Raw genomic sequence first — 14,179 nt, 5'->3', positions numbered from 1 at the left:
GGACACCACCGAGGCGACCGAGGCCAAGCCCGTACGCCGCCGGACCCGCAAGGCCGTCGCCGACGCCGAGATCCCGGCCCAGGCCGCCGAGGCCGCGGAGACCAAGCCCGCCGCCCGCCGACGCACCCGCAAGGCCGTCGCAGCGGAGCCCACGGAGAGCTGATCTCCCGTCCGATGGCCCGGTCCCCCCTTCCGGTGGGGGCCGGGCCATCGGCGTACCCGGGCTCCTCCTCCCCCGGGCCGCCGGACCCCGGACCGCCCCACCCGTCGAGCGGCCCACGCCGACGCCCGATAGCCTCCTTGGCATGAGCAGGCCCTACACATTCGTTCCGCCCGCCGGTGTCCGCGCGTACCGGTTGTCGACCGCGCGCGGCGAGTTCGCCGTGCTCGACGCCGCGCCGGAGGGACGGTCCAAGGGAACCGCCCTGCTGCTGCCGGGGTTCACCGGGAGCAAGGAGGACTTCATCGCGCTGCACGCGCCGCTGGCCGCCGCGGGCTACCGGACGGTGGCCGTGGACGGGCGCGGACAGTTCGAGACCGAGGGACCGCGCGACGACGAAACGGCTTACGCGCAGAGCGAGTTGATGCGGGACGTACTCGCGCAGGCCGCCGCCGTCGGCAGTCCGGTGCACCTCGTGGGGCACTCGCTCGGCGGGCAGATCGCGCGGGCAGCGGTGCTGGCCGACCCGTCGCCGTTCGTGTCCCTGACGCTCATGGCCTCCGGCCCCGCGCAGATCTCCACGGCTCAGCAGCAGCGCGTCAAGCTGCTGCGGGACGCGCTGGCCGTGATGAGCATGGCCGAGGTGTGGGAGGCGATCCAGGCGATGGAGCCGCCCGAGGAGACCGACACGGGCGGGCTGGACGCGGGGCTCGACGGCCTCTCCGACCTGCGCCGCCGCTGGCTCGCCAACAGTCCCGCCCAGCTCGTCGCCACGGGCCGCCAGCTCTGCGAGGAGCCCGACCGTGTCGCCGAACTGGCCGCCGTCCCGCTCCCGAAGCACGTGCTGTCCGGCGAACGGGACGACACCTGGCCGGTCACCCTGCTGGACGCCATGGCCGTACGGCTGGACGCGCACCGCACGGTCGTCGAGGACGCGGAACACTCACCGAACGCCGACCAGCCCCTGGAGACCGCCCGCGCCCTGGCCGCGTTCTGGGACGGCACACCTCCCGCGAGCGCTCCCGGCAACCCCGGCTAGTACTGCGCCTGGAGGTGCTCCCAGAAGCCGTCCCGCAGCGCGCGGCGCAGGTCCGACTGGCCGCGCAGGGAGTACTGGAGCAGACCCTCGGCCTCGACCAGCAGATCCTGGTCGACCGAGCCGGGGAGATACGGGTGGCCGGGGAGCAGGTCGGCCAGGGACTCGCGGCCGCGTGCGGCCAGCCACTTCGCGGCGATCTGCGCGCCCACGAAGCGCACGTCCTCCCGCGTGGGCCGGACCGCCGCCGTCGGGTCGTACGACTGGGCGGTCCGCCTGGCCACGTACGGCTTGAAGAAGTCGAGGTCGAGCGTGCGCTGGCTGTCGACCTCCCACAGAAGCGGCTCCGCCTGATTGCCGCCCTCGGGCGCCTCGATGCCCCAGAGGTGGACCCGGGCTCCGTAGCCCTGTGCCGCCTCGACCGCGGAGACGAGGTCCTCGTCGCCGCCGAGCAGGGCCGCGTCGCTGATGGCGCGGTGCCGGGCGAGGGACTCCAGGTCCGAGCGGATGAGTGAATCGACGCCCTTTTGCTGGTTGTTGGCGTTCAGGTTGCCCAACCGGACCTTCACGTCCGGGAGTTCGGCGATGGACTGCTGCTCCGCGGTGTGGATGCGCCGCCGCGCGCCGTCGTACCAGTAGACGCGCAGCAGTCGGCTGTCCGCGAAGATCGTGCGGGCCCGGTCGATGAGCGCCTCGATGAGGCCCTCGGTGTCCAGGTCGAACGAACGGCGGTCCTCCGTGCCGGCGACGAGCCGCCCCGCGGCCGCGTACAGATATCCGGCGTCGACGAAGATCGCGTGGGTGGAGGGTGTCTTCGCGACCTCGGCGAGCATGCGCTGGAGCAACTCGTTCGTACGGTCTATGCGGGCGGCGAGAGCCGCGTGGTCGTCGTTCATCGATGCCATTGTCCCGGCGGTCACGCTGCGAACACAACCGGCGCCGGTCAGTCTCCGCCACCCGGGCTACCCGCCGGTAATTAGGTTCTCGAAAAATTTCCTTAGCGTAGGGAATGTTTGTAACACGCATCCCGTTGACTCCCTACGTGAGCGAGGACAGTGATGCCTCGCTCGTAGACACAAGTAGTTCTCCTCAGGAGGATGACCAGACGAAGGGAGAAGCCCTTGCGCTTCGAAATCATGCGACTCGACGATGTCGACGGCACGCCCGTGGACAGCACTGTCGTAGACGCCGCCTCCGTCAACCGGATCGTTCAGCAGGCCGCCGCCATCGGGCAGCGTCTGTGGATCCGCCCGGCCGACACAACCGCTTCGTAACACGACGACCGTCCGCTTCGCGGTACAGGGGCGCACCGAAGGCGCCTCGCAGGACGAACCGCGTGGCGGACAGCAGACGCTACAGAGACTTCAGAGCCCCGCACGGCGAGAACGCCGTGCGGGGCTCTGCGCGTAGCGGGCCGTCAGCTCCCCCGGATCACCTGCGTGACGCCGTTGATGATCTGCTGCACCGCGATGGCGGAGAGCATCATGCCCGCGAGCCGGGTCACCAGGACCACTCCGCCGTCCTTGATGACGCGGATGATCAGCAGCGAGTAGCGCATGACCACCCACAGCACGACATGGATCGCGAGGATCGCGGTCCACACGGAGACCTGGGTGGCGACCGAGTCGGCCTTCTGCACCGCGAGGATCACGGACACGATCGCGCCGGGCCCGGCGAGCAGCGGCATCCCGAGGGGAACGAGGGCGACGTTGACGTCCTTGGTCTGCTTCGGCTCATCCGTCTTGCCGGTGAGCAGGTCGAGGGCGATGAGCAGGAGCAGCAGTCCGCCCGCGATCATCAGCGCGGGCACGGAGACGTGCAGATAGTCCAGGATCTGGTGCCCGAGAAGCCCGAAGACGGTGATGACGCCGCCGGCGACGCAGACCGCCTGGACGGCCATCCGCCGCTGCACCCGGGCGGGGCGGCCCGCGGTGAGCGCCAGGAAGATCGGGGTGATCCCGGGGGGATCCATGATGACGAAGAGCGTGAGGAAGAGGGAGCCGAAGACGGCGACGTCGAACATGGTGAGGAGAAGCCTTGCGAGAGGGGTGGGAGAGGGCAGGAAGGGTGCGGGGCTTTGCGGCCACCGCTCAGGACGGTCGTTCCACGGGAACGGGGCACGTCGGCACGATCGCCGGTGCGGGAGCGTCGGTGCGCGCCGCCGGGCAGGGGCCTTACGGGACAGGCCCGGTGCGTACGGACCTCACGTGCCCGCCGGGACCGCCGTCAGGACAGCCGCGGTCGCGGCCACCGGCACGGTCACGGCCGGAGCCGAGGTCGCCGGCACCGGCATGGTCGCGGCCGGAGCCACAGCAGGAGCCATGGGCGCAGGCACGGTCACAGCCAGAGCCACGAGCACAGGCACACAGCCCCAGGCAACGGCACGGACACAGGCACAGCCCTGACCGAGCCGGTCGGTCCCGGCGCGGTCGGGCCCGGTGGGAACGTCCGGGGACTCAGGCTCCGCCGGCGCCCGGTACCGGGAACGCCCCGGTGGCGCGGCGGGTGATCTCCCCGTAGACCTCGGGGTCGGTCGTGAACTCCCCGAGCGCACAGGTCTTGCGGCTGCCGTGGTAGTCGGACGAGCCCGTGGTCAGCAGCCCCAGTTCGGAGGCCAGACCGCGCAGGCGTGCCCGGGTGGCCGGTTCGTGGTCCATGTGGTCGACCTCGATGCCGTCGAGGCCCGCTCCGGCCAGCTCCGCGATCACCGACTCCGGCACGGTCCGGCCCCGTTTGGCGGCGGCGGGGTGAGCGAAGACGGTGACGCCTCCGGCCCCCTTGACCAGCCGGATCGCCTCGAAGGGGTCCGTCTCGTGCTTGGGGACGTAGGCACGCCCCCCGTCGGCCAGCCACTGCTCGGTGAAGGCGTCGGAGACGCTGTCGACGACGCCCAGCTCGACCAGCGCGGAGGCGACGTGCGGGCGCCCGACCGATCCCTCGCCCGCGATGCGCGCCACCTGCTCCCAGGTGATCGGCACACCGAGGTCCCGGAGCCTGGCGATCATGCCCTGGGCGCGCGGCACCCGGTCGTCCCGTACGAGTTCGCGCTCGGCGAGCAGTGCGGGGTCCTCGGGGTCGAACAGGTAGGCAAGCATGTGCATGCTGATGCCGTCGATCCGGCAGGAGAGTTCGGCGCCCGTCACGAGGGTGAGTCCCTCGGGCAGCGCGGCGAGCGCCTCGGCGTGTCCGCGCGTGCTGTCGTGGTCGGTCAGCGCGACGACGTCCAGACCGGCGGCGGCCGCGTTGCGCACCAGCTCCGCCGGGGTGTCCGTACCGTCGGAGGCGGTGGAGTGGGCGTGCAGATCGATGCGCACTACGCGTGACTCCAGGCGGTGACGGAACGGACGGGACGCTCAAGGATAGCGGGAGCCCACCCCCCTCTGTCACACCCGCACAGGGGGAGCGCCCCCTACACACCCCGCCACCCGAGTCCGCCCCGCCCCGCCACCCGAGCCCGTCCCACTCCGGCGCCCGAGCCCGTCCCGCCCCGGCGTCCCGGCACGCCTCACCCTGCGCCCGGACACACCCCATCCGACGTCCGGGTACGCGTCACACGCGCCACCCGGCGTCCGGACACGCCCCACTACGACATCCGGTCCCGCCCCGCACCGACGCCCGGGCGCACCGCACCCCGGCGCCTCGCCACGCCGCCCTAGGGCTCCAGGATGCGCGGCGACAGGGCGCCGCACGGCAGGAGGTCGACCTCGGCGCCCGCGTCGCGCAGATCGGTCAGGACCAGTTCGTCGTACATCAGCAGTCCGGTCTGCTCGGGCCAGACGACGGCCCACAGCCACAGTCCCAGCGCCTCGCCCGCGAAGACGGCGCGGTCGTCGGGCGAGCCGGAGACATGCCAGAGCGGGGTGGGCCGGCCCGCCGCGAGCACCTTCGCCTGCGGCGGTTTCTCGACGCTCATGTACGGGCCGGGGTCGGGTCCGGCCATGCCCGCGTACCGTGCGCCGAGGCCGACGCCCAGTTCCTCGGCGACGAGGATCAGCTCGCCCATGCCGCCCAGCGGTCCGGGCCCGGAACAGGCGATGACGGTGGCCCTGCCGCCACTGCGGTCGTCCCCCGCGAACGCCGCCCCGGTGAACAGCCAGCCGACCGGCAGCGGCCACGGCATCCACACCGGTACCCGGGCGCGGTGCACGACCACACCGAGGGCCTCGACGCTGGGCGGGATCACGGGCTGCAGCGGATGCACCGTGCCGTGCACATCACACTGCCAGGAATCGGCAAAAAGGCCGGGAGCCCTGACCCGGCCACCACACTTCGGGCAACTGGGTTCGCCCCTCATAGGGCCCAACGGTCCTCCCCGTCCTTGCCCGCGTCAAGGACGATCACCCGTCCGGCGCGGGCCGGCCACGCCAAAAACTACGTGTACCTTGCATTTATTAGTCCAGCTAACTTATTGTGTGTATAAGACAACGATCTAGTCGGTGCACAGTGAGGGAGCGGGCATGATCAACAGCACGGAAGGCCCCGCGGAGGGCGATACGTTCGACGCCGGCTCGGGCGGCATCCTGCGCCAGCCGAGGGCCGTCTGGGCGACCGCCGGGGCGTCCGTCGTCGCCTTCATGGGCATCGGACTCGTCGACCCGATCCTGCCGTCGATCGCCCGGGGACTGGACGCCACCGCCGGCCAGGTGTCCCTGCTCTTCACCTCGTACTTCCTGATCACCGCCGTGGCGATGCTGCTGACCGGCTTCGTCTCCAGCCGGATCGGCGGCAGGAAGACCCTGCTGCTCGGCCTCGCGCTCGTGGTGGTCTTCGCCGGACTGGCCGGCACCTCGGGATCGGTCGGCGAGCTCGTCGGCTTCCGGGCCGGCTGGGGGCTCGGCAACGCGCTGTTCGTCTCCACCGCCCTCGCCGTCATCGTCGGCGCGGCGGCGGGCGGCAGCGCGGCCGCGATCCTGCTGTACGAGTCCGCGCTGGGCCTCGGCATGGCCTGCGGGCCGCTGCTGGGAGCCCTGCTCGGCAACGCGAGCTGGCGCTACCCGTTCTTCGGCACCGCGGTCCTGATGGCGATCGGCTTCCTGTGCATCACGGCGTTCCTGAAGGAGCAGCCGAAGCCCGCGCGCACGACGTCACTGCTCGACCCGCTGCGCGCCCTCGGCCACAAGGGGCTCGCCTCCGCCGCGGCCTCCGTGTTCTTCTACAACTACACGTTCTTCACCGTGCTGGCCTTCACCCCGTTCGTCCTGAACATGACGCCGTACAAGTCCGGCGCGGTGTTCTTCTGCTGGGGTCTGCTGCTCGCGGTCTTCTCGGTGATCGTGGCGCCCCGCATGCAGGCGCGGTTCGGCTCGCTGAAGGTGCTGGGCGGCTCCCTGGTGCTGCTCGCCGCCGACGTGCTCGTCCTCGGGTACGGCGACCACACCACCGCCGTCGTCTGCACGATCCTGTCCGGCGCGTTCATCGGCGTGAACAACACCGTCTACACGGAGCTGGCCCTCGGGGTCTCCGACGCCCCGCGCCCCGTGGCGAGCGCCGGCTACAACTTCGTGCGCTGGTTCGCGGCCGCGGCGGCGCCGTACTTCGCCCCGAAGATCGAGGAGTGGAGCAACATCCGCGTCCCGTTCGTGGTCGCCGCGGTCACCGCGCTGCTGGGCGCGGCGGTGGTCTACGTGCGCCGCGCGGCGCTCACCGAGAAGGCCGGGGAGCTGGAGCCGGTCCACGCCGCCGAGGACGGTGTCGCCGTCTTCGCCAACTGAGCCACCTCGAACAGGACTTGACGCTCTGTCACGCGCGGCGACCCGGTATCGGTCAGTCCAGGGGAACGGACTTGCGCAGCGGATCGCGCAGGTCCGTTCCGCCGTTCAGCCAGCGTTCCTGGAGAGCGCCGGCGCCGTGCACGCGCTTCCAGGCGGCCTCGTTGGGCGTCATGGGGAGCAGCGGCAGGAACCGTACGGGATCGGCGGGAGCGTCCAGCTCCAGGTCCTCCACCAGACCTCCGGCCTCGGCGACCAGGACGGAGGTGAACGGCGCTCCGGGCCACAGGGCTTCACCCACGTCGAGCGAGGCGCCGGGGGCCACGACCAGGCCCTCGACCTGGGGAGAGGCGGCGAGCACGGCCAGCGGGCGGAGCACCTTGTCGGTGTCGGCACCGGCCGGACGGACCGAGAGGACCAGCTCGGCGCGCGGGCCCTTCACCGGATCGGCGAGCGCGGCGGTGGGGTCCGCCATCGGCTGGGCGGACATGCCGAGCGTGGCGTAGCGGACGATGTCTCCCTCCGTGAAGCGCAGCACCTCGATGCGGTCGGTGCCCAGGAAGGTGACCGCGGCCCGCGCGTCGGGTTCGCCCAGCGCGGAGCGCAAACGGGCCTCGACCAGAGGAAGAACATCAGCCATGAACCGAGCATAGGCCGCGTCAATTCCGCCCGCGTGCAGCGGACCCCGGTCAACAACGCGCAAAGGGGGGCCTTGACGTATCGGTGCGCTGATACTCTTGGCCGCTGGTCGGAGCAGTGCATGGCTGAAGGCCCCCAGGCCCTCATGGCACTGCGGGAGTTGCTCCCGGACTCCGACGCACTGAGACTGATCTGACTCCCCTTCGGAGGGAGACAGACTCCCCTTCGGGGGATGGATCGTCCCTCACGGGGGACCGACCGGAGGAGGTGGGGCTGCAATGGACCGAAGTCGATCGTGCAGTACCACCCGCTCTTCCGGTCGCTGAGTCCGTAGCTGGTTCCGCTGGGTTTTCAGCCCTGCCGGCTGCCGCCTCCCGCAATCGTGTGCATACGTGTCAACGCCGCCCGGTGCACCACGGAAGAGCGCTTCGTTTCCGCCTGATCTGTCCGATCTGAACCCCTGATCTGTCCGATCTGAATCAACAGCGAAGCTGCCACCGCGACGGTGCGGTGCTCCCCGCTTTGTGGACGTGCCAAACATCCGCAGTCAGGACGTCCTCATTCCGGGTAGTTCCAACCGTCGTCGGCCGCCTCCGCCCGCGAGAAGGAGCCTGCCATGTCGATGATCCGTGACCTGCGCGCCGCGGTCCGCCCCCGTCCCTCCCTGCGCAAGGACAGTGGCTCGTACGACACCACCCGCGACCCGGACACCCCCTCGGCCGTCGTCGACTGCGCCGTCTACCGTGACGGCGCCCGCGTCGCGACCCGCACCGCGCTCACGCCGCAGGAGGCCATGCGCCAGGTGCGGCGCGACGGCGGCTTCGCCTGGATCGGCCTGCACGAGCCCACCGAGGACGAATTCGCCGGTATCGCGGGGGAGTTCGGGCTGCACCCGCTGGCCGTGGAGGACGCCGTCCAGGCCCACCAGCGGCCCAAGCTGGAGCGCTACGACGACTCCCTGTTCACCGTCTTCAAGACCATCCACTACGTCGAGCACGACCGGCTGACGGCGACCAGTGAGATCGTCGAGACCGGCGAGGTCATGTGCTTCACCGGAGGGGACTTCTTCATCACCGTCCGGCACGGCGGACAGGGGTCGCTGCGCGCGCTGCGGCACCGTCTCGAGGACGACCCCGAGCTGCTCGCCAAGGGGCCCTCGGCGGTGCTGCACGCGATCGCCGACCATGTCGTCGACGGCTACATCGCGGTCGCGGACGCCGTGCAGGACGACATCGACGAGGTCGAGACCGAGGTGTTCTCGCCGGGCCGCAAGGGCACCCCGCGCGGTACGGACGCCGGGCAGATCTACCAGCTCAAGCGCGAGGTGCTGGAGTTCAAGCGGGCGGTGTCGCCGCTGCTGCGCCCCATGCAGCTGCTGAGCGAGCGCCCGATGCGGCTGATCGACCCCGACATCCAGAAGTACTTCCGCGACGTCGCCGACCACCTCGCGCGCGTGCAGGAGCAGGTCCTCGGCTTCGACGAACTGCTCAACTCGATCCTCCAGGCCAACCTCGCGCAGGCCTCGGTGGCGCAGAACGAGGACATGCGCAAGATCACCTCGTGGGCCGCGATCGTCGCCGTACCGACGATGGTCTGTGGTGTGTACGGCATGAACTTCGAGCACATGCCCGAGCTGCACGCCCGCTACGGCTACCCGGTGGTCATGGGCATCACGGTCGGCCTCTGCCTTTCCATCCACCGCATCCTGAAGCGCAACGGCTGGCTCTAGGGCCGGCTGGATAGTCTGGGCCCCATGACGCAAGAGCTGCTCGACCAGGCCCTCGTCGAGGAGGCCACCAAGAAGTCCGGGCTGATCTGGGTACGGGGCACCGCGGCGCCCTCACCGGCCGGTCCGGGCGACGAGGTGCCCACCCGCGCGCTGTGGCACGTGTGGCACGAGGGCGCGGCCTGCCTGGTCGGCGACGGGCCGGGCGAGCAGCCGCTGCCGGGGCTGGTCGACGGAGGGCACGCCGTCGTCACCGTCCGCAGCAAGGACAAGGGCGGACGGCTCGTCACCTGGTCCGCCACGGTCGTGGAACTCGCCGCGAACACCCCGGAGTGGGACGCGGCCGTCGGGGAGCTCAAGGGCAAGCGGCTGAACGCCCCGGACGGCGAGGCCATGCCGGAGCGCTGGGCGCGCGAATGCCGGGTGGTACGCCTGGAACCGACGGGCGCGACCGTCGAGCCGCCCGAGGGCTCCCTCGCCGCACGGCCGCTGCCGAGCCCGGCGACGACCCGGCAGCCGGCTCCGGCGGCGCTTCCCCGTCTGCTGCTGAAGCGACGCAGGCGCGGCTAGGGCCTGCCCGCCGTTCCCGGGCGCGCGGGCCGTGCGGGGTCACGACGAGGGCAGCTGCTGTCCGTAGTCGACGGTGTCCTTCTTCGGCGGTTCGGCGAGCGGGAAGTTCTTGCCCCAGTCGGTCAGCCGGAGGGTGCCGGCGTTGCCCGCGCGCCCGAGCAGGACCGGGTACGGGGTGCCCTGGAGGGAGACGTCCAGGGTGCCGCCCGAGCCCTTGCCGCCGGTGATGCGGATCGTGCGGACACCGGACTCCTCGTGGTGGCCGTCCTTGGCGAGGGCTCCGTGCAGGCTGAGCAGCCCGTCGAGCAGGACGTCCTTGTCGGTGAAACCGCTGAAGCGCTTGTACGCGGGGTCGCCGGTCGGCACCTTCACGTACATGCCCTCCAGCTTGCCGGCCGCCGCCGTGTCCGACTTGCCGTCGCTCTCGCCGTCCTCGTGGGCCCAGAACGCGGCGTCCGCCTTGAGGAAGAGGTGCTCGCCGACCCGCAGCAGCCGGAAACCGCCCCCTTTGGAGGTGACCGACCCGGTGCCGCCGTCGGACTTCAGGCGCATGTCGAGGGTGTAGGTGGTGCCGCCCGAGACGACGGTCCCGGAGAGCCGCACGGTCGGCGCCTTCTCGGCCGCCGTCTTCGCCTTCGCCTGAATGGCCGCGGCTGACAGCTTGCCGACCCCGTTCGTGCCCGCGTCCGGGTCCTCGCTGCCGCATCCCGTCAGCCCCGTCGCTGTCACGGCCAGTGCGCAGATCGCGGCCGCCGTCACGGCTCTGCGGATACGGCCCTGGGGAATTGCGGTCACAGGTGGGGCTGCCTCTCGTGCACGGTCCTCAAACGGCGTACGGCAGCGTACCGGTGCGCCGGCCGCCCGGCGGAGGCAGTCCGTCCGGACCGCCCACCAGGGCGTACCCGACCGGGACGGGCTAGCCTGAAGCCCACCCGAGCGGACAGACCGGCACAGAACGCATCGAAGCGAAGGAGGCGCGGGCATGGCAGCGGCCGCCCCCCGGATCTTCGTCTCGCACCTGTCCGGCGTCGCCGTCTTCGACCCGAACGGCGACCAGGTGGGCCGTGTGCGGGACCTCGTCGCCATGCTGCGCGTCGGACGGCGGCCGCCGCGCATGCTCGGCCTCGTCGTCGAACTGTCCACGCGCCGCAGGATCTTCCTGCCCATGACCCGGGTCACCGGCATCGAGTCCGGCCAGGTCATCACGACCGGCGTCCTGAACGTGCGCCGCTTCGAGCAGCGGCCCACCGAACGGCTCGTCTTCGGCGAACTGCTGGACCGGCTCGTGACCCTCGTCGAGACGGGCGAGGAGGTGACGGTCCTCGACGTGTCGATCCAGCAGCTCCCGGCCCGCAGGGAGTGGGAGATCGGCCGCGTCTTCGTCCGCAAGGGCCGCGGCGGCGCCTTCCGGCGCTCCAAGGGCGAGACGATGACGGTCGACTGGTCCTCCGTCACCGGATTCTCGCTGGAGGAGCACGGACAGGGCGCGGAGAGCCTGCTCGCCACCTTCGAGCAGCTGCGGCCCGCCGACCTCGCGAACGTACTGCACCACCTGTCGCCGAAGCGGCGTGGCGAGGTGGCCGCCGCGCTCGACGACAACCGTCTGGCCGACGTCCTGGAGGAACTGCCCGAGGACGACCAGATCGAGATCCTCGGCAAGCTCAAGGAGGAGCGCGCCGCGGACGTCCTGGAGGCCATGGACCCCGACGACGCGGCCGACCTGCTCGCCGAACTGCCCACCGAGGACGTGGAGCGGCTGCTGACGCTGATGCGGCCCGGCGAGGCGGCGGACGTCCGGCGGCTGATGGCGTACGCGGAACGGACGGCGGGCGGGCTCATGACCACCGAACCCATCGTGCTGCGGCCCGACGCGACCGTCGCCGACGCGCTCGCCCGGGTCCGCAACCCCGACCTCTCCCCCGCGCTCGCCGCCCAGGTGTACGTGTGCCGCCCGCCGGACGAGACACCGACGGGCAAGTACCTGGGGGCGGTGCACTTCCAGCGGCTGCTGCGCGATCCGCCGCCCACCCTGGTCGGCTCGCTCGTCGACGACGACCTCCAGCCGCTGGCCCCGGAGGACGAGCTGCCGGTGGTCGCGGGGTTCTTCGCGACGTACGACATGGTCGCGGCCCCCGTCGTCGACGAGAGCGGCTCGCTGCTCGGGGCGGTGACCGTGGACGACGTACTGGACCACATGCTGCCCGAGGACTGGCGGGAGACCGAGTTCCACCTCGACGAGGGTGTGCACGACAGCATGCACGAGGAGCGCGACGAGGGCGACGAGCCCCGCGACGAGGACGGGACCGGCCCGGAGGACGGCCGCGGCCCCGAGGACGCCCCCGGGGAGCCGGACGGCCCGCGAGGCGGAGAGGGACGCCATGGCGCCTGACCGTGAGGCGCGTGAGCGGGCCGCCACGGGGGCGACGGCCGCCCCCCGCCCGCGCACCCGGCTCGACCAGCCGAAGCCGCCGCGGCGCAGACTGCTGCCCGAGTGGGACCCGGAGGCCTTCGGACGGTTCTCGGAGCGCATCGCCCGCTTCCTCGGCACCGGGCGGTTCCTCGTCTGGATGACGATCGTCATCATCATGTGGGTGGTCTGGAACGCCTTCGCGCCGCACGGCCTGCGCTTCGACAACTACCCGTTCATCTTCCTGACCCTGATGCTGTCGCTCCAGGCCTCCTACGCCGCCCCGCTGATCCTGCTCGCGCAGAACCGGCAGGACGACCGCGACCGGGTCAACCTCGAACAGGACCGCAAGCAGAACGAACGCTCCATCGCCGACACCGAGTACCTCACCCGCGAGATCGCCGCGCTGCGAATGGGCCTCGGCGAGGTCGCCACCCGCGACTGGATCCGCAACGAGCTCCAGGACCTGGTCAAGGAGCTGGAGGACCGCTACCCCGACGGTCACGGGGACGGCCGGGTCGTATTCCCGGCGGAACGGTCGCAGGGACGTGACGTAGACGACCGGTGACAGGGCTTTCCGGGGCCCATGGGAAGCGCCGTACCATCGTCCCTATGGCTACGGAAGACGCGGTGCGTGAAGCACTGGCGACGGTGAACGACCCCGAGATCAACCGACCCATCACCGAACTGGGGATGGTCAAATCGGTGGAGATCGGCGCGGATGGCATGGTCGCGGTCGCCGTGTACCTGACGGTCTCCGGTTGTCCGATGCGCGACACGATCACCCAGCGGGTGACGGAGGCGGTCTCGCGGGTCGAGGGCGTCACCGGCGTCGACGTCGAACTCGACGTGATGAGCGACGAACAGCGCCGTGAGCTGGCGACCGCGCTGAAGGGCGGCACCGCCGAGCGCGAGGTGCCCTTCGCCAAGCCCGGCTCGCTCACCCGTGTGTACGCGGTGGCCTCCGGCAAGGGCGGCGTCGGCAAGTCCTCGGTCACCGTGAACCTGGCGGCCGCGATGGCCGCCGACGGTCTCAAGGTCGGCGTCGTGGACGCCGACATCTACGGCCACTCGGTGCCGCGCATGCTCGGCGCGGAGGGCCGGCCGACCCAGGTCGAGAACATGATCATGCCGCCGTCCGCGCACGGCGTGAAGGTCATCTCCATCGGCATGTTCACCCCGGGCAACGCGCCGGTGGTCTGGCGCGGCCCGATGCTGCACCGCGCCCTCCAGCAGTTCCTGGCGGACGTGTACTGGGGCGACCTGGACGTCCTGCTCCTGGACCTCCCGCCGGGCACGGGCGACATCGCGATCTCCGTCGCCCAGCTCGTCCCGAACGCCGAGATCCTGGTCGTCACGACCCCGCAGCAGGCGGCGGCCGAGGTGGCCGAGCGGGCCGGCTCCATCGCGGTGCAGACCCACCAGAAGATCGTGGGCGTCGTCGAGAACATGGCGGGGCTGCCCTGCCCGCACTGCGACGAGATGGTCGACGTGTTCGGCACCGGGGGCGGCCAGTCGGTCGCCGACGGTCTGACCCGCACCACCGGGGCGACCGTCCCGGTCCTCGGCTCCATCCCGATCGACGTCCGCCTGCGCGAGGGCGGCGACGACGGCAAGCCGGTCGTCCTGACCGACCCCGACTCCCCCGCCGGCGCGGCCCTGCGCGCCATCGCGGGCAAGCTGGGCGGCCGTCAGCGCGGCCTGTCCGGCATGTCGCTGGGCATCACCCCGCGCAACAAGTTCTAGGCCCGGACGAGAGCGGCCTGCGCCGGGGTCTCCCGCGGGAGACCCCGGCGCAGGCCGCTACGCATGAGGGGGGGGCCGGCCCCGGGGCGGGGCCCCCCCACACGTTTAGGGGCGGCGGGGCCCCCAGTGGGGGGCGCGCGGGGGGGGCGTGCCCCCCGGGGCCCACCCGCCCGGCCCCGCCCACAGC

General features: G+C 71.6%; 14 protein-coding genes. 8 read left to right on the top strand and 6 right to left on the bottom strand.

All coding sequences use genetic code 11. The features are described from left to right. Positions 1-305: 305 nt before the first annotated feature. Positions 306-1,199, top strand: coding sequence for an alpha/beta fold hydrolase (locus ACF07B_RS25100; protein ID WP_392180606.1), 894 nt, complete (start codon positions 306-308; stop codon positions 1,197-1,199). Here ACF07B_RS25100 and ACF07B_RS25095 read toward each other — a convergent pair. Then, positions 1,196-2,092, bottom strand: coding sequence for an NYN domain-containing protein (locus ACF07B_RS25095; protein WP_362408673.1), 897 nt, complete (start codon positions 2,090-2,092; stop codon positions 1,196-1,198). The two genes, ACF07B_RS25100 and ACF07B_RS25095, sit on opposite strands and share 4 nt — an antisense overlap. A gap of 201 nt (positions 2,093-2,293) precedes the next feature. On the opposite strand from ACF07B_RS25095, the gene ACF07B_RS25090 reads away from it, so the two are divergent. Then, positions 2,294-2,470, top strand: coding sequence for a hypothetical protein (locus ACF07B_RS25090; protein ID WP_328674865.1), 177 nt, complete (start codon positions 2,294-2,296; stop codon positions 2,468-2,470). 143 nt (positions 2,471-2,613) lie between these two features. Here ACF07B_RS25090 and ACF07B_RS25085 read toward each other — a convergent pair whose 3' ends face one another. The 3 genes from ACF07B_RS25085 to ACF07B_RS25075 all read right to left on the bottom strand — a co-directional run bounded on the left by ACF07B_RS25085 (position 2,614) and on the right by ACF07B_RS25075 (position 5,490). Next, the gene (locus tag ACF07B_RS25085; protein WP_328448522.1) at positions 2,614-3,219 is read right to left on the bottom strand and encodes a MarC family protein; all 606 of its coding nucleotides are present in this window, start codon (positions 3,217-3,219) and stop codon (positions 2,614-2,616) included. A gap of 433 nt (positions 3,220-3,652) precedes the next feature. After that, positions 3,653-4,510, bottom strand: coding sequence for a PHP domain-containing protein (locus ACF07B_RS25080; RefSeq protein ID WP_369483911.1), 858 nt, complete (start codon positions 4,508-4,510; stop codon positions 3,653-3,655). Between the two features lie 338 nt (positions 4,511-4,848). Then, positions 4,849-5,490 (bottom strand): DUF6758 family protein, encoded by a 642-nt coding sequence (locus tag ACF07B_RS25075; protein WP_369483910.1) that lies wholly within the window; start codon positions 5,488-5,490, stop codon positions 4,849-4,851. A 163-nt stretch (positions 5,491-5,653) separates the two neighbouring features. Between ACF07B_RS25075 and ACF07B_RS25070 the strand changes: the two genes are divergently transcribed. After that, entirely contained in the window at positions 5,654-6,907 is a 1,254-nt protein-coding gene (locus ACF07B_RS25070; protein ID WP_392180605.1) for an MFS transporter, read from the top strand. Positions 6,908-6,959: 52 nt separating this feature from the next. Here ACF07B_RS25070 and ACF07B_RS25065 read toward each other — a convergent pair whose 3' ends face one another. Continuing rightward, the gene (locus tag ACF07B_RS25065; RefSeq protein ID WP_369483908.1) at positions 6,960-7,544 is read right to left on the bottom strand and encodes a suppressor of fused domain protein; all 585 of its coding nucleotides are present in this window, start codon (positions 7,542-7,544) and stop codon (positions 6,960-6,962) included. Between the two features lie 615 nt (positions 7,545-8,159). Here ACF07B_RS25065 and ACF07B_RS25060 point away from each other — a divergent pair. Then, a complete protein-coding gene (locus ACF07B_RS25060) occupies positions 8,160-9,272 on the top strand; it encodes a magnesium and cobalt transport protein CorA (protein WP_392180604.1) in 1,113 nt (370 codons plus the stop codon). A 24-nt stretch (positions 9,273-9,296) separates the two neighbouring features. Further along, on the top strand, positions 9,297-9,839 hold the full coding sequence (locus ACF07B_RS25055; protein ID WP_392180603.1) for a hypothetical protein: 543 nt from the start codon (positions 9,297-9,299) through the stop codon (positions 9,837-9,839). A 39-nt stretch (positions 9,840-9,878) separates the two neighbouring features. Here the strand turns inward: ACF07B_RS25055 and ACF07B_RS25050 are convergent, their stop codons facing one another. Next, positions 9,879-10,634 carry a hypothetical protein gene (locus ACF07B_RS25050; RefSeq protein WP_392180602.1) on the bottom strand — a complete coding sequence of 252 codons (756 nt, stop codon included), beginning with the start codon at positions 10,632-10,634 and terminating at the stop codon, positions 9,879-9,881. 187 nt (positions 10,635-10,821) lie between these two features. On the opposite strand from ACF07B_RS25050, the gene ACF07B_RS25045 reads away from it, so the two are divergent. From ACF07B_RS25045 to ACF07B_RS25035, 3 genes are read left to right on the top strand one after another with little or no spacing between them, the layout of a single operon-like run. Beyond that, positions 10,822-12,228: a magnesium transporter MgtE N-terminal domain-containing protein gene (locus ACF07B_RS25045; protein WP_384238870.1), complete on the top strand. Its 1,407-nt coding sequence runs from the start codon at positions 10,822-10,824 to the stop codon at positions 12,226-12,228. Next, the gene (locus ACF07B_RS25040) at positions 12,218-12,814 is read left to right on the top strand and encodes a DUF1003 domain-containing protein (protein WP_369483903.1); all 597 of its coding nucleotides are present in this window, start codon (positions 12,218-12,220) and stop codon (positions 12,812-12,814) included. The genes ACF07B_RS25045 and ACF07B_RS25040 overlap by 11 nt, the downstream gene beginning before the upstream one ends. A 44-nt stretch (positions 12,815-12,858) precedes the next feature. Next, positions 12,859-13,992 (top strand): Mrp/NBP35 family ATP-binding protein, encoded by a 1,134-nt coding sequence (locus ACF07B_RS25035; RefSeq protein ID WP_369483902.1) that lies wholly within the window; start codon positions 12,859-12,861, stop codon positions 13,990-13,992. Positions 13,993-14,179 lie beyond the last annotated feature (187 nt).

The organism is Streptomyces sp. NPDC015532, assembly GCF_043078065.1.
Taxonomy (GTDB): domain Bacteria; phylum Actinomycetota; class Actinomycetes; order Streptomycetales; family Streptomycetaceae; genus Streptomyces.
Note: the sequence above shows the minus strand (reverse complement) of the source record. Positions and strands in the feature narration are given on the sequence as shown.